This is a genomic window from Ancylobacter mangrovi, assembly GCF_024752355.1.
GTDB classification, from domain to species: Bacteria; Pseudomonadota; Alphaproteobacteria; order Rhizobiales; family Xanthobacteraceae; genus Ancylobacter; species Ancylobacter mangrovi.
Map to the genome: position 1 here is coordinate 133,650 of NZ_JANTHZ010000006.1, position 17,963 is coordinate 151,612.

General features: G+C 67.5%; 18 protein-coding genes. 11 read left to right on the plus strand and 7 right to left on the minus strand.

What is annotated here, in order from left to right; all coding sequences use genetic code 11:
* Positions 1-104: 104 nt before the first annotated feature.
* The 5 genes from NVS89_RS14295 to NVS89_RS14315 are packed head-to-tail and all read left to right on the plus strand — an operon-like array spanning position 105 to position 4,297.
* A complete protein-coding gene (locus NVS89_RS14295) occupies positions 105-1,133 on the plus strand; it encodes an ABC transporter substrate-binding protein (protein ID WP_258733428.1) in 1,029 nt (342 codons plus the stop codon).
* Positions 1,130-1,963 carry an ABC transporter ATP-binding protein gene (locus NVS89_RS14300; RefSeq protein ID WP_258733429.1) on the plus strand — a complete coding sequence of 278 codons (834 nt, stop codon included), beginning with the start codon at positions 1,130-1,132 and terminating at the stop codon, positions 1,961-1,963. The genes NVS89_RS14295 and NVS89_RS14300 overlap by 4 nt, the downstream gene beginning before the upstream one ends.
* On the plus strand, positions 1,963-2,763 hold the full coding sequence (locus NVS89_RS14305; protein ID WP_258733430.1) for an ABC transporter permease: 801 nt from the start codon (positions 1,963-1,965) through the stop codon (positions 2,761-2,763). Before NVS89_RS14300 ends, NVS89_RS14305 begins: the two co-directional genes overlap by 1 nt.
* Positions 2,760-3,608: an ABC transporter permease gene (locus NVS89_RS14310; RefSeq protein WP_258733431.1), complete on the plus strand. Its 849-nt coding sequence runs from the start codon at positions 2,760-2,762 to the stop codon at positions 3,606-3,608. The genes NVS89_RS14305 and NVS89_RS14310 overlap by 4 nt, the downstream gene beginning before the upstream one ends.
* On the plus strand, positions 3,605-4,297 hold the full coding sequence (locus tag NVS89_RS14315; RefSeq protein WP_258733432.1) for a hypothetical protein: 693 nt from the start codon (positions 3,605-3,607) through the stop codon (positions 4,295-4,297). Before NVS89_RS14310 ends, NVS89_RS14315 begins: the two co-directional genes overlap by 4 nt.
* Before the next feature lie 25 nt (positions 4,298-4,322).
* On the opposite strand, the gene NVS89_RS14320 is transcribed toward NVS89_RS14315, so the two are convergent.
* The 7 genes from NVS89_RS14320 to hisD form a co-directional block, all read right to left on the minus strand.
* Positions 4,323-5,219 carry a polysaccharide deacetylase family protein gene (locus NVS89_RS14320; RefSeq protein WP_258733433.1) on the minus strand — a complete coding sequence of 299 codons (897 nt, stop codon included), beginning with the start codon at positions 5,217-5,219 and terminating at the stop codon, positions 4,323-4,325.
* Between the two features lie 2 nt (positions 5,220-5,221).
* Positions 5,222-6,313, minus strand: coding sequence for an amidohydrolase family protein (locus tag NVS89_RS14325; RefSeq protein WP_258733434.1), 1,092 nt, complete (start codon positions 6,311-6,313; stop codon positions 5,222-5,224).
* Between the two features lie 121 nt (positions 6,314-6,434).
* Positions 6,435-7,460: an ABC transporter substrate-binding protein gene (locus NVS89_RS14330; RefSeq protein WP_258733435.1), complete on the minus strand. Its 1,026-nt coding sequence runs from the start codon at positions 7,458-7,460 to the stop codon at positions 6,435-6,437.
* A 174-nt stretch (positions 7,461-7,634) separates the two neighbouring features.
* Positions 7,635-8,501 (minus strand): ABC transporter permease, encoded by an 867-nt coding sequence (locus NVS89_RS14335; RefSeq protein ID WP_258733436.1) that lies wholly within the window; start codon positions 8,499-8,501, stop codon positions 7,635-7,637.
* Between the two features lies 1 nt (position 8,502).
* On the minus strand, positions 8,503-9,318 hold the full coding sequence (locus tag NVS89_RS14340; protein WP_258733437.1) for an ABC transporter ATP-binding protein: 816 nt from the start codon (positions 9,316-9,318) through the stop codon (positions 8,503-8,505).
* Positions 9,319-9,502: 184 nt separating this feature from the next.
* Positions 9,503-10,147 carry a GntR family transcriptional regulator gene (locus tag NVS89_RS14345; RefSeq protein ID WP_258733438.1) on the minus strand — a complete coding sequence of 215 codons (645 nt, stop codon included), beginning with the start codon at positions 10,145-10,147 and terminating at the stop codon, positions 9,503-9,505.
* A 237-nt stretch (positions 10,148-10,384) separates the two neighbouring features.
* On the minus strand, positions 10,385-11,701 hold the full coding sequence (gene hisD, locus NVS89_RS14350; protein ID WP_258733439.1) for a histidinol dehydrogenase: 1,317 nt from the start codon (positions 11,699-11,701) through the stop codon (positions 10,385-10,387).
* 175 nt (positions 11,702-11,876) lie between these two features.
* On the opposite strand from hisD, the gene NVS89_RS14355 reads away from it, so the two are divergent.
* The 6 genes from NVS89_RS14355 (at position 11,877) to NVS89_RS14380 (ending at position 17,589) form a co-directional block, all read left to right on the plus strand.
* Positions 11,877-12,356 carry a VOC family protein gene (locus NVS89_RS14355; RefSeq protein WP_258733440.1) on the plus strand — a complete coding sequence of 160 codons (480 nt, stop codon included), beginning with the start codon at positions 11,877-11,879 and terminating at the stop codon, positions 12,354-12,356.
* An 11-nt stretch (positions 12,357-12,367) separates the two neighbouring features.
* Positions 12,368-13,591 carry an acyl-CoA dehydrogenase family protein gene (locus NVS89_RS14360; RefSeq protein WP_258733441.1) on the plus strand — a complete coding sequence of 408 codons (1,224 nt, stop codon included), beginning with the start codon at positions 12,368-12,370 and terminating at the stop codon, positions 13,589-13,591.
* A gap of 40 nt (positions 13,592-13,631) precedes the next feature.
* A complete protein-coding gene (locus NVS89_RS14365; RefSeq protein ID WP_258733442.1) occupies positions 13,632-14,321 on the plus strand; it encodes a TetR/AcrR family transcriptional regulator in 690 nt (229 codons plus the stop codon).
* Positions 14,322-14,422: 101 nt separating this feature from the next.
* Entirely contained in the window at positions 14,423-15,160 is a 738-nt protein-coding gene (locus NVS89_RS14370) for an FCD domain-containing protein (RefSeq protein WP_258733443.1), read from the plus strand.
* Between the two features lie 145 nt (positions 15,161-15,305).
* A complete protein-coding gene (locus tag NVS89_RS14375; protein ID WP_258733444.1) occupies positions 15,306-16,544 on the plus strand; it encodes an LVIVD repeat-containing protein in 1,239 nt (412 codons plus the stop codon).
* A 22-nt stretch (positions 16,545-16,566) separates the two neighbouring features.
* The gene (locus NVS89_RS14380; protein WP_258733445.1) at positions 16,567-17,589 is read left to right on the plus strand and encodes a CobW family GTP-binding protein; all 1,023 of its coding nucleotides are present in this window, start codon (positions 16,567-16,569) and stop codon (positions 17,587-17,589) included.
* The last annotated feature ends 374 nt before the right edge of the window (positions 17,590-17,963 follow it).

The following is a 17,963-nucleotide window of genomic DNA, read 5'->3' on the forward strand; positions in this document are numbered from 1 at the left end:
ACGGCCAACCCCGCAAAAAGGGGGTCCGATGTTTCATCCGGTCCTACCTGCCCAGAAAAACACGTCACCCGGCAACGATCCGGGAGCAACGGGAGAATACGTCCATGGCTACTCGACGCGACGCACTTGCGCTCGCGGCCGCTCTGGCGGCCATCACCCTGACCCCTGGCGCCATTTCGACGGCAAGTGCCGACCCCGTGAAGATCCGCATCGGCTGGTCTACCATGCCCGGCCATCTCATTCCGGTGCTGTACAGCAAGCCGGACATCCTGAAGCACTACGGCAAGAGCTACACGGTGGAGCCGATCCGCTTCCGCGGCTCCTCGCCCCAGATCACCGCCATGGCGGCGGGCGAGATCGACATGGCCGCCTTCGGCCCGCTGGTGCTCGCGCTGGCCGTGACCAACGCCCATCTCGACGTGAAGGTCGTCGCCGACATCATCCAGGACGGCGTCAACGGCTCGCATAGCGAGACCTTCCTGGTCCGCGCCGACTCGGGGATCGAGAAGGTGACGGACATGAAGGGCAAGCGCGTCGGCACCAACGCCATCGGCTCGGCCTCCGACACTGCGATGCGGGCGATGTTCCGCAAGAACAAGATGCAGGACAAGCGCGACTTCACCATGGTCGAGGTCGCCTTCCCGAACATCCCGGCCATGCTCGACGAGGGCAAGATCGACCTCGGCACGGTGCTGCAGCCGATGTCGAAGCAGCTTCTCGACACCGGCAAGTACAAGGTGCTCTTCACCTCGTCCGACGCGATGGGCCCGTCCCAGCTCGTCTTCCTCGCAGCGAACGGCAAGTTCCTCGACGCCAACCGCGCCGCGCTGATGGACTTCTTCGAGGATCACGTGCGCGCGGTGCGCTGGTTCACCGACCCGAAGAACCGGAAGGAGGCGATCAAGATCATCGCCGACTTCATGCAGCAGCCGCCGGATTCGCTGAGCTACCTCTTCACCAAGGAGGATTACTACCGCGATCCGTTCATGGCGCCGAACGTCAAGTCGATCCAGGACAGTATCGACATCGCGGTCGATCTCGGCCTCGCCCCACGCGGCATCCAGGTCTCGCCGGAGCATGTCGACCTGAGCTTCGTGAAGGAAGCCCAGAAGCGGATCGAGGCGGGCCAATGAGCGCAACCCAGCTCGCCGCCACGGCGCGCCGGCAGGCCGCCCATGCCCCCAGCGGCATCTCGGTGCAGGACGTGTCCCATACCTATGGGGCACGCGGCGCGGGAACGCTGGCGCTCGACGGCATCAACATCGACATCGAGGACGGCGAGTTCCATTGCCTCCTCGGTCCCTCTGGCTGCGGCAAGAGCACCCTGCTCTACCTGATCGGCGGCTTCATCCCCGTCCAGTCGGGGCAGATCTCGACCGCGACCGGCCGCGTCACCGCGCCGGGCCCCGACCGCAGCATCGTGTTCCAGAACTTCGCCCTGTTTCCCTGGAAGACGGTGCGCGACAACGTGCTCTACGGGCTCAAGAAGGCGGGCTTCGGCCCGGCCGAGCGCGCCGAGCGGGCGCAGCGCTACATCGACATGGTGCACCTCACCGGCTTCGAGAACGCCTACCCCTCCCAGCTCTCCGGCGGCATGCAGCAGCGTGCCGCCATCGCCCGCACGCTCGCGGTGGACCCCGGCATCCTCCTGATGGACGAGCCTTTCGGCGCGCTCGACGCGCAGACGCGGCGCGTCATGCAGGAGGAGCTGCGCGCCATCTGGCGCAACAGCCGAAAGACCGTGGTCTTCGTCACCCATGACGTGCAGGAGGCGGTCTTCCTCGCCGACCGCATCTCGATCATGAGCGCCCGCCCCGGCCGGGTGCAGCACGTGATCGACGTGAACATGCCCAAGGACCGCGACGAGACGATCCTGGAAAACCCGGAATTCATCCAGCTCAGCGAGCATATCTGGCGGCTGGTGCGCGAACAGGCGGTGGCGGCGACGCGGGGGGCGCACTGATGAGCAGCACCCTCGACGCCCCACGAAGCCGCGGGCCCGGCTTTTCCTACACGCTGATCAGCGTGCTGGTGCGCTTCTCTCCGGTCCTGCTCCTTGCCCTGCTCTGGGAGGCGCTGGGCCTCAGCGGCCTGATCTCGCAGCAGATGCTGCCCGGCTTCGGCGAGATCGGCAGCGCCTTCATGAGCATGCTGCTGAACGGCGACCTGCTCTACAACACCGCCCGCTCGGTGGGGCGCGCGGCGACCGGGCTCGCGGGAGCAATCGTGGTCGGCGTGATGCTGGGGCTGCTGATGGCCTCGTTCCGCTCCGCCCGGCTGCTGTTCAACCCGATCGTCCAGATCTTCTACCCGATGCCGAAATCGGCGCTGATCCCGGTGGTGATGATCTGGCTCGGGCTCGGCGACAGCTCCAAGATCCTGCTGATCTTCCTCGGTTGCATGCTGCCTGTGGTGGTCGGCACCTATAATGGCGCGCGCGGGGTCAACCCCTTCCTCCTGTGGTCGGCGGCGAGCCTTGGCGCCTCGCGCTTCGACGTGCTGCGCGAGGTGGTGCTGCCGGCGGCGATGCCCGACATTCTGAGCGGATGCCGGACCGCGCTCGCCTTCTCCTTCATCCTGATGGTGAGTTCGGAGTTCGTCATCGCCACCGACGGCGTCGGCTTCCTCATCAGCTCGCTCGGCGACGGCGGCCAGTACCCGGCCATGTTCGCCGCCATCTTCTTCGTCGCCGGAATCGGCTTCGCGGCCGACCGCACCTATGCGGCGTTCGCCCGGCGGCTCCTTCGCTGGAGGGAGGCATGATCGACATGGCCGAGGCAAGGCCGCTGGCGCGCGCCCCCAACTCACCCGTGCGCAAGGCCCCGCGCCCCTCGCGCAGCATCGCCCCGCAGGTGATCGACATCGGCGTGCAGGTGACGGTGGTCGCCGTCATCGCCGGCATCTGGGAGTTCGGCGCCCGTTTCGGCGCGCTCAACCCCTTCCTGCTGCCGCCGCTCAGCGTGGTGCTGGAGCGGCTCTGGGAGGATGTCCTCGCCGGCACGGCGCTGGTCGATGTGGGGCTGACGCTCTACCGCGCGCTGGTGGGCTTCGTGATCGCGGCGATCATCGGCATTCCTGCCGGCATCCTCATGGCTCGTTCCGCCGTGGTGCGCTGGTTCCTCGACCCGCTGGTGTCGATCGGCTTCCCGATGCCGAAGATCGCCTTCCTGCCGATCTTCGTGCTCTGGTTCGACATCTACGACACCTCGAAGATCATCATGGTGGCGTTCTCCTGCTTCTTCCCCATCGTCTCGGCGACCTATGCCGGCACGGCGAGCCTCGACAAATGGCCGATCTGGTCGGCCCGTTCGTTCGGGGCCAAGGAGCGCGAATTGCTGTGGGAGGTCTACCTGCCCATGGCCATGCCGCAGATCATCACCGGCCTTCAGGTGGCCCTGCCGGTCGGCATGATCACCACCATCGTCACCGAGATGCTGATGGGCGGGCGCGGCGTGGGCGGGGCGATGATCATGGCCGGGCGCTTCGCGGACTCGGTCGGCGTGTTCTCCGGCATCGTCCAGATCATCATCCTCGGCTTCCTGGTGGTGAAGGCGGTGGAGCTGCTGCGCCGGCGGATCCTTGCCTGGCATCCCGAGACCCGCCGTTGACGCGGGAGGGTTCGGGCGTTCCATCTGCCGCTCCGGTCGACGTCGCCTATGGCGCCGACCGGCCGGCGGCGGGCGCGGCGCCCGCCGAAAGCGTTCCGCGCATAAGCCTCGTGCCGGGCGAGGCGCTGCGGCTGAACAGCGAGCGCTTCGTGCTGCCCCCGCCGCCCATCGGCCAGGGGCACGTGCCGCTCGACCAGCGCCTCGCCGACCATCTCAAGCGCCTGTCGGGCACGTGGAACCGTCTCGCCGCGTCCTTCGTCGACGCCTATTTCGCCTATTTGCAGAGCCAGATCGAGACCCATCGCGGCGCCATCCTCGACCGGCTCGCCCCCCTCGCCGGCCTGTTCGCACCCGAGGACACGCTCTATTCCGCGCCGCTGCCGCTGCCGCGCGCGCTGGTCCGCGTGCCATCCGCGAAGGGGAGCGAATGGGTGCCGGCCGACATGCTGTTCTGGGATGGGCAGCGGGCGAAGGCGGTGCTGTTCTCGCCCTCGCCACTTCTGCCGGGCGCGGAGCGGCGCCGGCGCGAGCACCTGCTGGCCGCCAGCATCGAGATCGCGGCCCTCGCCGCCGGGGACCTGGCGAAGCCGGAGACCTTTCCCACCCTGCTCGGCCCGCTCGGCGCGGACTTCTGGCGCGACGAGGCGCTTCCCGTCGCGCCGGGCGCCCCGCCCTTGCCCGAGTTCTGACGGCACGGGCGGGAGACCGCCGGACCTAGCGGGCCGGCTCCCCGTCGATCCGCGCCTTCTCGGCGCGGTACCAGTCGGCGATCTCCTCGCCCGTCATCATCGCCACGCCGCCGCGCCCGAGCACTTCGTCCAGCAGCGACTCGAAATGGGCGATGCGGTGAGGCACGCCGGTCAGATAGGGATGGGTGCTGATCGCCATGACGTGGGCGTTCTCCGCCCCCTCCTCCCACAGCCGGTCGAACTGGTCGAGGCAGCGGCGGCGAAAGGCGTCGGACGGCTGGTGCTGCACCGCGTGCACGACGATGTCGTTGGTCTCGACCGAATAGGGCACCGAGAGCATCGGCCCGTGCGCGGTAGCGAGTTCGAACGGCAGGTCGTCGATCACCCAGTCGGCGACATAGCCGATCCCGGCTTCCTTCAGCAGGTCGAGCGTCTGCTCGTTCTCGGTCAGACCCGGGCTTTCCCAGCCCGGCGGCGGACGCCCGGTGAAGGCGCGGATGGTCTCGACCGTGTCGACGATCGCCGCCCGCTGGTCTTCGAGCTGGTGCATGGGGCGCTGCACATAGCCGTGCCCCATGAACTCCCAGCCCACATCGTGCGCGGCGCGGGCGACCCGCTCATAGCTGCGGCACACATGGCCGTTGACGGCGAAGGTGGCCCGCAGGCCACGCGTCTCCAGTGCCTTCAGGATCCGCCAGAAGCCGACCCGCATCCCGTATTCGTGCCACGCCCAGTTGGGCAGGTCCGGCATCAGCGGCTGGCCCATGGGCGGGGGCAGCACGGTGCGCGGCATGGTCCGCGCGATCGACCACTCCTCGACATTGACGATGATCCACACCGCCACCCGGGCATCGCCCGGCAGGTGCATGCGCGGCCGGTCCGGAAACGCCTGGAACGGCGCGCGCTCGCTCAGCAATCCCATCGTCACAGCCCGAGCAGCCCGACCGCATTGCCGCCGACCACCCGGGCCCGCGTCTCGTCGTCGAAGCTGTCGACGCTGAGCACGTGCTGCACCGGGTCGTAGTCGGCCATGTCGTAGGGATAGTCCGTGCCCATCACCACATGGTCGGCACCATAGGTGTTCACGAGATATTCGAGCTGGTGCGGGGTGAACACCACGCTGTCGAAGTAGACGCGGCGCAGATAGTCGCTCGGCGGGCGCGGAAGACCGGCATTGGAATCCCGGCGCGCGCCCCAGGCGTGGTCGATGCGGCCCGAATAGGCCGGCAGGTAGCCCCCGCCATGCACCGCCAGCAGCTTGAGCTTGGGGTGACGCTCCAGCACGCCGTCGAAGATCAGGTAGTGCAGCGCGACCGTGGTCTCCAGCGGATTGCCGATGATGTTGCTGAAGTAGAAGCGCGTGAACCGCTCGCCACCGGTGAAGCCGTTCGGGTGGATCATCACGAGCGCGCCGAGTTCCTCCGCCTTGGCGAAGATCGGCTCGTATTCCGGCGCGGAGAGCTCGCGGCCGTTGACGTTGGTCAGCAGCTCGACGCCCTTGAGCCCGAGCTCGCGCACGCAGCGCTCGAGCTCGGCGGGCGCGCTTTCCGGGTCCTGCATGGCGAGGGTGCCAAGGCCCGCGAAGCGGTCCGGGCGCTTCGCCACGAAGGCGGCGATGCCGTCATTGACCATGCGGTTGGCGACGACGCCATGGGCGGCGTCGACCGCGTAGTAGCACTGGAACGGCGGCGGGGCGACGACCTGGATCGAAATGCCGAGCTTGTCCAGCACCTTGATGCGGTCGTCGATGTCCACCATCGTCCCCGCGCGGTCCTGGTCCTGGCGCTGGTTCACCGCCCGCGTCTCGTCATTGGTGTATTTCACCATGGCGATCCCGCTCACATCGAGATGCGGGGCGACATAGGCCTGCGCCTCCGGCACGCCGATATGGGCGTGGATGTCGACCGTGACGGTGTCGAGCCGCGCCGGGTCGGCGGAGGGCTTGCGGGCGGATGTGGGGCCGTATCGGTTCACGTTGCCGCCCAGCGTGGCGGTGTCGATGATGCTGTGATCCATGAGTCAGTCCTCGGGTCAGTCCTCTGCAGGTCGGTGCTTGCGCGGGCTCTGCTCGCGCGCCGCCGTCCCGTGATGCGCGGCGAGGCGGCGGCGGACGGAAGATCCGCCCGCCGGCCGTCGCTCACATGTTCTTCTGCTTCCAGGCCGCGACGTCGGCGACGATCTCGTCGCGCGAATAGTCGTTGGCGGGGCCGATGATGGAGGCGTCGAGGAAGGTGGCCGGGTCGATCTCGGCCTTCAGCTCGCCCACCTTCACCAGCGGCGGCTGCACGGCCTTCCAGACCTCGGCCTGCACGTCGCCCTTCTTGTCGGTGATGGAATAGGCGAGGTCGACCGAGGCATCGACGAACTTCTGGCCGAACTCCTCGTTGGGCCATTCCTCCGGCACCGCCTTCTTCAGCATGGCGGAGAGGACCTGCGGGTCGATCTTCGCGACCTCCATGCCCTTCGAATAGGCGCGGAAGAAGCCCTCCAGCGTCTTGCGCAGCTCATCCATCCGGTCGGCCGAGACCACGAAGGAGTTGGCCGGCTGGTCCTCCATCTCCGTCGGGGTGATGAGGCGGATATCCATGCCCGCCGCCTCCAGCGACAGCCAGTCCGGCGTCGCCCCGGCGATGGCGACCACCCGCCCGCTCTTCAGCGCGGAGGCCATGGTCGGGCCGGCCTCGCCGACCACCACCGTGTGCACGTCGGAGATCGGCACGCCCTTGTGGTTGAGCGCGATGGTCAGCGTCACCAGATCGCGGTCGCTGACGAGGCCGACCGTCTTGCCCTTGAGGTCGACGACCGACTTGTAGGGGCTGTCGGCGAGCACGGCGACGCCTTCGGGCGCCTTCTGGTGCGCCTCGTAGATCACCTTGATCTTGATGCCGGCCTGGACCGCCTGGAAGGTCTGCGGCGCGTCGAGCATGGCGAGCTCGGCTTGGCCGTTCTGCACGAAGGCAACATAGGGAACCGTGGTCGAGGACGGCAGCAGGTTCACCTCGATGCCTTCGTCGGCGAAGTAGCCGAGCGCCTCGCCGGCGACGATCGGGTAGAAATTGGCCGAACGCGGCAGCGGCATGATGACGTTTACCGTCTTCAGCTCGTCCGCCTTCGCCGGCGTCGGGGCCGGCAGCAGCGCGGCGGCGAGCGCCAGCGCAGCCAATCCGGCGCATATGCCACCGGTACATATCCCGCCGGCACTCTTCGTTTCGGTCGCTCGCCTGCCGGCGACCAACGCATCGCTCTTGAACATGGCAAAATCCTCCCGTCGACCCTTTGCGGGTCGTCTCGTTGAAGCGGTTCTTCCGGTATTTTCAGGTGACGGCGCGGCGGGACCTCAGTCGGCCCGCCAGGCCTTGGCGCACCGGCGGCTCATCGCCGCCATGCGCGCGTCGCTGCGCCAGTAGACGAGGTACTCATCAACCTCCTCCATGGCGACGAAGAGCAGGTAGCCGACCGCAGTCAGCATCACGAGCACCGCAAAGGACGCCGCCATGTTGAGCGCGAAGCTGTAGCGCTGCATCAGCACGCCCATCCCCTCGCCCGCCGAGATGAACTCGCCGACGATGGCACCGATCAGCGCGAGCGAGATCGCCGCCTTGAGCCCGGCCATGATGATCGGCATGGCGTTGGGCAGCATCAGGCTGAAGAAGATCTGCCGCTTGCTGGCGCCGAGCGAGCGGAACATCTCGCTCGCGTCCTCGTCGGTGTTGACGAGGCCGGTCAGCGTGTTGATGAAGGGCGGGAAGAAGCAGATCAGCGCGCCGATGGCGATCTTCGGGCTGGTGCCGAAGCCGAGCCAGGCGATGATCATCGGCGCCAGCGCGATGCGCGGGATGACCTGCAGCACGATCACATAGGGCGAGATGTAGCGCCGGAAGGTCTCGCTGAGCCCGGCCGCTACCGCCAGCGCGATGCCGACCACCGAGCCGATGACGAAGCCGGCCAGCGCCTCCCACAGCGTGATGCCCATGTGGTACCAGGCGTTGCCCTGCACGAAGAGCATGCCATAGAGCGCGACGATGATGGCGCTGGGCCGCGGCAGGATCAGCGGATCGACGAACTGCGTCGCGCTGGCCAGCTCCCAGACGGCGATGATCGACAGGAACAGCGCGAGATGGCGGGCGATGCGCCCGATGACCAGCGCGCGGGCGGAACCGGCCTGCGGGCTGCCGGCGAAGTGCTCGTTGGCGGCGAGGCTCATCTCAATGCCCTCCCAGGATGGAGCGGACCTCGCCGACGAGGCCGTTGAATTCCGGCGTCTGCATCAGCTCGACGCCGCGCGGCCGCTCGAACGGCACGTCGACGATCCGGGCGAGCCGGCCCGGTCGCGGCGTCATCACCATCACCTGGTCGGCGAGGAAGATCGCCTCGGCGATGTTGTGGGTGACGAACAGCACCGTGGCGTCCACATCCTCGACGATGCGCATCAGCTCGAGGTTCAGCCGCTCGCGGGTGAACTCGTCCAGCGCGCCGAAGGGCTCGTCGAGCAGCAGGATGTTGGCCCCGGTCTGCAGCAGCCGGGCCAGCGCCACGCGCTGCTGCATGCCGCCCGAGAGCTGGCGCGGAAAGCTGAAGGCGAAATCCTTCAGGCCGACGAGGTTCAGCAGGTCGATCGCGCGCCGGCGGTCGGCATTGGTGGCGGAGCGCTTCACCTCGGTCGGCAGCAGCACGTTCTCAACCGCCGTGCGCCAGTCGAGCAGCGTCGGGCGCTGGAACATCATCGCCACGTCGCTGGAAGGGCCGCTCACGCCGTGGCCGAGGACGCTGAGCTCGCCGCCGGTCTTGGCGATCAGCCCGGCAACGAGGCGCAGCAAAGTGGACTTGCCGCAGCCGCTCGGCCCGACCAGCGAGACGAACGAGCCGCGCCTTATGTCGAAGGTCGCGCGGTCGAGGGCGATGACCTCGCCGTTGAAGGTCTTCACCAGCCCGTCGGCGGAAATGACGATGTCCGGGTCGCCCCCGGCCATCGCGGGCCTTGCCCGGTCGGCGGCGACGATGGTGTTGGAAAAGGCGTTCATGGAGCTCCTCCGTGTCGCGCGCAGCCGCCGGCATTCGCCGGCGAGGCGTCGGGACGACCTGTGGCGTTTCCTCGCCGCAGCCCGCCTTCTGCAGGGCGGGACGGGTCTGCGGCTTCCCCATGAGGGGTTCTTCCGGAGTAAGGCGCAGCCGACATCCGCCGGATGCGCGGCGAAGGCCGTCCCGTCAGGCGACGATCGGACGGCTTTCGAGGGCGCGCAGGATCTGTTCCTGCGACTGGCCGATATGGCGCCTCAGCATGCGCGCGGCGGCGTTGCCGTTGCGGGCCTGCAGGGCGTCGATAATGTCGTTGTGCTCGTGCAGCGGCCCGACATGCTGGTTGTGCGTCCTCACCACGGTGAGGCCGAGCATGCACAGGCGCTCGTAGAGATCCATCATCCGGCCGATCTCCTCGCACAACCTCTTGTTGCGCGAGAGCGAGGCCAGATGGCAGTGGAAGCGGCGGTTATACTCGGTGAAGAGCGGGATCGAGGCCGTGTCGGCGTTGCGGAAGGCGTCGAGGTCCTTCAGCTCGGCGTCGCTGGCCACGGAAGCGGCCTTGCGCACGCCGGCCGCCTCGAGGATCAGGCGAAGCTCCAGCAGGTCGGCCGCGTCGCTCACCGAGACCGGGCGCACGCGATGGCCGCGCCGCGGCTCGATCTCGACCAGCCCCTCATGCTCCAGCTTCTGCATGGCGTCACGGACGGGCGACTTGCTGACGCCGAAGCGCTCGGCGAGGTCCGCCTCCCGCAGCTCGGAACCGGGCACGATGGCACAGGACAGGATGTCCCGCCGGACCATCTCATACACCCTGTTGCGAACCAGGTTCATGCGAACGACCTCATCCCTGAGATATCACGAACGTTATATTGATCGCCCGATAACGTCAATATGGGGTCGCTGAAAGCGTTGAATTCATGGAATACCATTGCGCAACATGGACATGGCCGCTTTCGCTGCCATTCCTGATATCTCACAGTTTGAAATTCGAGATATCTCAGGACAAAAAAATCGGCCGGAGCGAGCTCCGGCCGAGTCTTGGAGGACGCCGATCAGGAAGGATAGCGGTCAGCGCCCCGCCCGCGCCGCGCTTGCATAGGCAACGTTGTCGCCGCCATAGCGCCGCACGCGGACATTGGCCTGCTCGGCATGGCCGAGGAACCCTTCGAGCACGCACAGCCGCGAGCAATAGGCGCCGATCTCGGCGCTCGCGGCATCGCTCGTCACCTTCTGGTAGGTGCAGGTCTTGATGAACTTGCCGACCCACAGGCCGCCGGTATAGCGCGCGGCGCGGCGCGTGGGCAGCGTGTGGTTGGTGCCGATCACCTTGTCGCCATAGGCGACGTTGGTGCGCGGGCCGAGGAACAGCGCGCCATAGTTGCGCATGTTGTTCAGGAAGTAGTCGGGATCGGCGGTCATCACCTGCACATGCTCGGAGGCGATGCGGTCGGCCTCGGCCACCATCTCCTCATAGCTGTCGCACACGATCACCTCGCCGAAGTCGCGCCAGGAGACGGAGGCGATCTCCGCCGTCGGCAGGATCGACAGCAGTCGGTCGATCTCCGCCAGCGTCTCGCGCGCAAGCTTCTCCGAATTGGTCAGCAGGATCGCCGGCGAGGTCGGGCCGTGCTCGGCCTGGCCCAGCAGGTCGGTGGCGCAGATCTCCGCGTCCACCGTCTCGTCGGCGATCACCAGCGTCTCGGTCGGGCCGGCGAACAGGTCGATGCCGACGCGGCCGAAGAGCTGGCGCTTGGCCTCCGCCACATAGGCGTTGCCGGGGCCGACCAGCATGTCGACCGGCGCGATGGTCTCGGTGCCGAGCGCCATCGCCGCCACCGCCTGCACGCCGCCGAGTACCAGGATCTCGTCCGCGCCGGCGAGATGCATGGCCGCCACGATCGCCGGGTGCGGCCCGTTCTGGAACGGCGGCGCGGCCGCCACCACGCTCGGCACGCCTGCCACCTTGGCCGTCACCACGCTCATATGGGCGGAGGCGACCATCGGGTACTTGCCGCCGGGCACGTAGCAGCCAACGCGCTCCACCGGCACGTTGCGGTGCCCGAGGATGACGCCCGGCAGGGTCTCGACCTCGAGGTCGGTCAGGCAGGCGCGCTGCTTTTCGGCGAAGTTGCGCACCTGCGCCTGGGCGAAGCGGATGTCGTCGAGATCGGACTTCGAGACCTTCGACAGCGCCGCCTCGATGTCCTGCTCCGACAGCCGGAAGCTCGCCGGCGACCATTTGTCGAACCGCTCCGAATAGGAGCGGACCGCGGCGTCGCCGCCCGCCTCGATCTCCTTGAGGATGGTCTCGACGGTGGCGCGCACCTGCGCGTCGGCATCGGCACGCTCCGCGATGGAACGCGCCGTCTTGAGATGGCGGGCCATGAATCTTCCTCCCGGCGCCGTCGCTGTGGCGCCCTCAGTCAAGCCTTGCGGAACAAAGCCGAACGTTGTTATTTATCGAGTGAAAACTAATTTCTTCCGAGGTGTCAAGCCGGCCTTGCGCCGCCACCGCCCGCCATGTTAATTTATCAACTGATAATTAATATGGAGGAACGCCATGCGAGCCACAGGCCTGAATCATCTGTCCATCGGCGCCAGGGACGTCGATGCCTCCGTGCGTTTCTATGTCGAGGTTTTCGGCATGGAGACCATTCCCACCTACAATTTCGGTTTCCGCACCCAGTATCTGCGCTGCGGCGACCAGCAGCTCCACATTTTCGGCCTGCCGGACACCACGCCGGTCTACCAGCACTTCGCCATCAATGTGGACGACTTCATGGGCGTGTACGAGCGCGCCCGCGAGGCCGGGCTGATCGACCACGCCACTTTCGGCAACGGTGTCAACGAAATGCCGGACGGCACCGTGCAGCTCTATCTGCGCGATCCCGGCGGCAATCTGGTGGAGGTGGACTGGCCGGACGTGGCGAGCCTCGACACCTCGCGCATTCCCGAACTGAAGCGCCTCGCCGACCGCTTCGAGCAGGTGGGCGAAAATCTGGAGGCGACGCTGTTCCTCGATCGCCGCCGGCGGGCCTGAGGGAGGCGACGATGACCCGGACCACCTCCCCGACCGCCGCTCCCCCGGCGGTGCGCTCGCCTGCCGACAGCCGGCATGACGAACTGCTCCAGCGCGCCACCGACCTCGCCTCCATCCTCGCCGGCCGCGCGCCGCAGGCCGAGGCGCTGCGCCGCCTGCCGCCCGAGAACGAGCGCGACCTGCATGACAGCGGGCTCTACCGCATGCTCCAGCCGCAGGCGGTCGGCGGCGCCGAGCTCGGCTATGAATGCCTCATCACCATCGGCGCGGCGCTCGCCGCCGGCTGCGCCTCGAGCGCGTGGAACCTCACCAATCTCGCCAGCCACCACTGGATGCTGGCAATGTTCCCGCCCGCCGCGCAGGACCGTATCTGGAAGGAAAATCCCGACGCGCTCATCGCCTCGTCCTTCATCTTCCCGGCGGGCAAGGTGAAGAAGGTGGCGGGCGGCTACGAGCTGTCGGGCCGCTGGCCCTTCTCCTCCGGCGTCGACGTGTGCGGCTGGAACATGCTCGCCGGCATCGTGCGGACCGAGGGCGAGGCGCCCGACCACCGGATCTTCCTCGTCCCGCGCGCCGACTACGAGATCCTCGACACCTGGCATGTCACCGGCCTGAAGGGCACCGGCTCCAACGACGTCGTGTGTACCGACGTGTTCGTGCCCGAAGAGATGACGGTCTCGGCCGAGCATCTGAAAGGCGGGCCGACGCCCGGCAGCGAGCGCCATTCCGCCCCGCTCTACCGGCTGCCGGTGTTCGCGCTGTTCCCCGCCATCCTGTCCGGCGTCGGCCTCGGCAATGGCGAGGGCGCGCTGACCGACCATGTCGCCTCGACCCGCAAGCGCGCGGGCAACTACACGGGCGCGCGGCTCGCGGAGCTGCAGAGCGTCCAGATCCACATCGGCAGCGCCGCCACCCGGCTCGCCCATTCGCGCCGGATGATGCTCGCCATCTGCGAGGAGGCGATGCGTGACGCCGGGCGCGGCCATGTCCCGGACATGACGACGAAGTTCGCCTACCGGCGCGACCTCGCCTTCGCTACCCAGCTCGCGACGCAGGCCGTGGACGAGGTCAACGCCGCCAGCGGCGCGCAGGCGCTCTACCTTGCCGGGAGCCAGCAGCGCCGCTTCCGCGACGCGCATGCTATAAGTGCGCATATTGCCTTCAGTACCGACGTCGCCAATGCCGCCTTCGGCCGTCTGGCACTCGGCATGGAGGCGGACAATCCGGTCGTCTGACACGCACGGGCCGGACAAGAGGGGATGTGACGAACCGCAGATGGCCGAACGCCTATCCAAAGCCGTCGCGGCGGCCGAGCGCCAGCCGGCGCCGCGACGCACCCGCAACAAGCCGGAGGAACGGCACCGGGAATTCGTCCGCAAGGCGATCGAGCTCTTCGCCGAGGTCGGCTTCGAGGCCGGCACGCGCGAGCTCGCCCAGCGGCTCGGCGTCACCCAGCCCCTGCTCTACCGCTACTTCCCCAGCAAGGACGACCTGATCACGGCGGTCTATCGCGAGATCTACGTCAATCGCTGGAAAACCCAGTGGCGCGACGGGCTGCTGGACGAGACCCAGCCGATCCGCGACCGCATCATCGCCTTCTACGAGGATTACACGCGCACCATCTTCACCCCGGAATGGCTGCGCATCTACCTGTTCGCCGGCCTGCGCGGGGTGGACATCAACCACCGCTATGCCGCCACCGTGGAAGCCGAGGTGCTGCGTCCGATCACGCTCGCCACCCGCAAGAGCTTCGGCCTCGGCGACGGCCCGCCCGCGGCCGAGGAGATCGAGCTGTTCTGGACCCTTCAGGGCGGCATCTTCTACTATGGCGTGCGCGAGATCGTGTACCGGTTCCCGATGGCGGTGGACCGCTCGACCATGATCCGCAACGCGGTCGACGCCTTCCTCGAGGGCGTCGGCTCGGTGCTGCGGCGGTTGGCCGAAAGCCCGGAAACGGCGGATTAGACCATTCTCCAGCACGCGCTCGAACATCGGCATTTTGATCGAAACTGTCCTGCGCTTATGATTGTGGCGATTTTTCATCGCCCTTTCGGAGTATGCGTCCCGTGTCCCTGCAACCCGTCGCGACCAATGACGACGACACCACAACCCTGGGCATCGAGATCTATTCGAGGCTCCGGCGCGACCTGATCGCCGGCCACCTCAAGCCCGGCGAGCGTCTGCGCTTCCGTCAGATGAGCGCCGCCTATGGCGTGGGCATCGCCCCGCTGCGCGAGGCGCTCTCGCGCCTGGTCTCGGACCAGCTCGTCCGCTTCGAGGGCCATCGCGGCTACACCGTCGCGCCGCTGTCGCTGTCGGACCTGCACGACCTGTGCGCGCTGCGCACCGAGCTGAGCTGCAACGCGCTGCGCCGCTCCATCGCCAGCGGCGACGAGAACTGGGAAGCGGAAATCCTCGCCGCCCTGCACCGGCTGGAACGCGCACCGATTCCCCATTCGGTGGGGGAGCGCAAGACGATCGACGAATGGGAGCAGCGCCACGACCGCTTCCACCGCAGCCTGATCGCCGCCTGCGGCTCGCCCTGGCTGCTGCACTTCTGCGGCGCGCTCTCCGACCATTTCCAGCGCTACCGGCGCGCGGTGATCGTCGTCACCTCGGCGTCCGAGCCGCTGCTGCGGCGCGTGCGCGAGCAGCACCGCACGGTGGCCGAGGCGGCCATCGCGCGCGATGCCAACCGCGCCACCGCCATCCTCGCCGAGCACTTCCAGGGCAGCGTCGACGTGCTCATGCGCAACTACGAGGAAATCTCGCGCAGCCTCTCGGCCGGCAATGACGGGCGGTAGGCTGGCCAACCTCGTCGGGTCCTGTCCGGACAATTTGGGGTTCATTTATTGACATAGGGCATATGTTCGAACATCCTCCGAATTAACAATCACAGGGATCGTTCGACGGGCCTTGCCTCGCGCCGATCCGCCGGGAGGACGACGCATGCTCGATCACATCAAGGCCGACGACGTTAAGATCGACCTCATCTCCGGCATGCGCCTCATCGCCCACGACCCGCTCTCCGGCTTCGGGGGGGTCGGCGAGGGCATGTCGCTGCAGCGCGCGCCCGACGGCCGGCGCATCCTGTGGCTCGCGCATGAGGGGCCGCCGAAGAACTTCACCGGCGTCGACGTCACCGACCCCAGCCGGCCGCGCGTGATCGTCCAGACCGACCTGCCGCACAACATGGTGCGCTCCAACTCGCTGGAGACCAGCGGCGACCTGATGGCGGTGGCCTACCAGACCGCGACGCCCGGCCTGCAGCCGGCCGGCATCGAGCTGTTCGACATCTCGGTGCCGGAGAACCCGCGCTCCGTCAGCTTCTTCGACTGTTCGGGCCCCTATTCGCGCGGCGTGCATCAGGTGTGGTTCGTCGACGGCGAGTTCATCCACTGCGCCGCCGGCGCCGCCGACTTCACGCCGCGCAACCAGCTCGACGACCAGGCATACCGCATCATCGACGTGCGCAACCCCTCGCGTCCGGTCGAGGCCGGGCGCTGGTGGATGCCCGGCACCGCCGAGGGCGACGACGCGCCCGCGCCCGAGCGGCTCGCCATCGACAGCGGCTTCCGCTGCCACAACACCAACGTCTACCCCGCCCGGCCGGACCGCGCCTATGTCGGCTACATCGACGGCGGCTTCTACGTGTTCGACATCTCCGACAAGTCGCGCCCGACGGTGATCTCGAGCTTCAACCCCAACCCGCCCTTCCCCGGCTTCGCCCACACGCTGCTGCCGCTGTTCGGGCGCGACCTGCTCGTCGCCACCCATGAATGCGTGCACGATGACGGCTTCGACTGGCCGAAGCTGACCTGGCTGATCGACGCCCGGCGCGAGGACAATCTGGTGCCGCTCGGCACGCTGCCCATGCCCTCCTTCGAGGAGTACCGGCACAAGGGCGGCCGCTTCGGCTGCCACAACGTGCATGAGAACCCGCCCCGCGACACGGCGCTGCAGTCCGAGACGCTACTGTTCTCGACCCTGTTCAATGGCGGCCTGCGGGTTCACGACATCTCCGACCCGCTGGTCCCGCGCGAGGTGGCCGCCTTCGTGCCGGGCGCCCCGGCCAATGCCCGCGTGCCGGCGACGCAGATCAACGAGGTCTATGTCGATGAGAACGGCATCGTCTATTGCGCCGATCGCCACGCCGGCGGCCTCTACATCCTGGAGCTCGACTTCTGACGCCCGGAAGAAAGGCCCGACGATGCCGGATCGCTCGCCGCCCATCCCCGTCATCCTGATCACCGGCTTCCTCGGCAGCGGCAAGACCACACTGCTGAACCATCTGTTGCGCGACCCCGGCATGGCCGATACGGCGGTGGTCATCAACGAGTTCGGCGATGTCGCGATCGATCACCTGCTGGTCGAGAGCGCGGTCGAGAACGCGGTGGTGCTGCAGAGCGGCTGCATCTGCTGCACCGTGCGCGGCGACCTCGTCGACACGCTCGACGAGCTCTGCGCCAAGGTCGAGCAGGGCGTGCTGCCGCCCTTCTCGCGCATCGCCATCGAGACGACCGGCCTCGCCGACCCCGCCTCGCTCATCCATGCCTTCCTGACCGAGCGCCTGCTCACCGAGCGCTTCACCTTGCGCGCGGTGGTCACGACGCTCGACACGGCGAACGGCGCCGGCCAGCTCGAAAGCTTTGAAGAGGCGCGCCACCAGGTGGCGCTCGCCGATATCGTGGTGCTGACCAAGTCCGACATCGCCGCGGCGGGCGCGCCCGAGCGCCTCGCGGCCGAAATCCGCCGGCTGAACCCGGGCGCCGCCATCCGGCAGGTGGAGCATGGCGCCATCGCGCCGGACACGCTGTTCGCCCTGGTGCCGGAACATCCCTCGCGGACCGGCGGCGACGTCCTCGCCTGGCTGAACGAGCGTGCCTTCGAGGAGGCGCAGGCCGGAACCCATTCCCACCATGATGGCGGCATCGCCGCTTTCGCCGTCACGCTCGACCGGCCGGTCCGCCGGGAGGCGCTGCGGCGCTGGCTGCGCTCGATCCTCTCGCTGCGCGGCAACGACCTGCTGCGGATGAAGGGCATCGTGGCGCTGGAGGGAGAGGACCGGCCGATGGTGGTGCACGCCGTGCAGAACGTGCTGCACCCGCCGGTGCAGCTCGCCGCCTGGCCAAGCGAGGATCACGCCACCCGCATCGTCTTCATCACCCGCAACATCGCGCCACAAACATTACGCAACAGTCTTGAAGTTCTCGCGGCGCGGGAGGCGGCGTGACGTGCGCCGCGGATCGGGCCCCGCCCGGTCGGCGGGCATATCGTTGATATTATGTATACAATGAGTCGTTCCCGCCTCTATGAGGCATATACGCAGATACCGGAACATACGCGTCAGTATTACTGACATTTTATTCCTCCCATACGCTCGTTGTTTTTTATAAAGGTAGCATAGCCTCACGACGAATCCAGAGCTGTGGGAACCTATCGTTCGCTGGCTTCGCGCGACAATTTCACGATTACAACAATCTCAAAGTAGTCGATTGCGGATAATTCCGCGGATCGAGGCTGCGCGCCTCGCGCCGGAGCGTGCCCGGCCATGGCGTGTGGCAAGCCGCTCGACAAATGGATACAAGTTCAGTTCTTCATCCATGC

Bases quoted from the DNA above. Each gene is read 5' to 3' on its own strand.
- NVS89_RS14295 (WP_258733428.1), top strand. From the start codon at position 105: ATGGCTACTCGACGCGACGCACTTGCGCTCGCGGCCGCTCTGGCGGCC.
- NVS89_RS14300 (WP_258733429.1), top strand. From the start codon at position 1,130: ATGAGCGCAACCCAGCTCGCCGCCACGGCGCGCCGGCAGGCCGCCCAT.
- NVS89_RS14305 (WP_258733430.1), top strand. From the start codon at position 1,963: ATGAGCAGCACCCTCGACGCCCCACGAAGCCGCGGGCCCGGCTTTTCC.
- NVS89_RS14310 (WP_258733431.1), top strand. From the start codon at position 2,760: ATGATCGACATGGCCGAGGCAAGGCCGCTGGCGCGCGCCCCCAACTCA.
- NVS89_RS14320 (WP_258733433.1), bottom strand. From the start codon at position 5,219: ATGGGATTGCTGAGCGAGCGCGCGCCGTTCCAGGCGTTTCCGGACCGG.
- NVS89_RS14325 (WP_258733434.1), bottom strand. From the start codon at position 6,313: ATGGATCACAGCATCATCGACACCGCCACGCTGGGCGGCAACGTGAAC.
- NVS89_RS14335 (WP_258733436.1), bottom strand. From the start codon at position 8,501: ATGAGCCTCGCCGCCAACGAGCACTTCGCCGGCAGCCCGCAGGCCGGT.
- NVS89_RS14340 (WP_258733437.1), bottom strand. From the start codon at position 9,318: ATGAACGCCTTTTCCAACACCATCGTCGCCGCCGACCGGGCAAGGCCC.
- NVS89_RS14345 (WP_258733438.1), bottom strand. From the start codon at position 10,147: ATGAACCTGGTTCGCAACAGGGTGTATGAGATGGTCCGGCGGGACATC.
- hisD (WP_258733439.1), bottom strand. From the start codon at position 11,701: ATGGCCCGCCATCTCAAGACGGCGCGTTCCATCGCGGAGCGTGCCGAT.
- NVS89_RS14355 (WP_258733440.1), top strand. From the start codon at position 11,877: ATGCGAGCCACAGGCCTGAATCATCTGTCCATCGGCGCCAGGGACGTC.
- NVS89_RS14360 (WP_258733441.1), top strand. From the start codon at position 12,368: ATGACCCGGACCACCTCCCCGACCGCCGCTCCCCCGGCGGTGCGCTCG.
- NVS89_RS14365 (WP_258733442.1), top strand. From the start codon at position 13,632: ATGGCCGAACGCCTATCCAAAGCCGTCGCGGCGGCCGAGCGCCAGCCG.
- NVS89_RS14375 (WP_258733444.1), top strand. From the start codon at position 15,306: ATGCTCGATCACATCAAGGCCGACGACGTTAAGATCGACCTCATCTCC.
- NVS89_RS14380 (WP_258733445.1), top strand. From the start codon at position 16,567: ATGCCGGATCGCTCGCCGCCCATCCCCGTCATCCTGATCACCGGCTTC.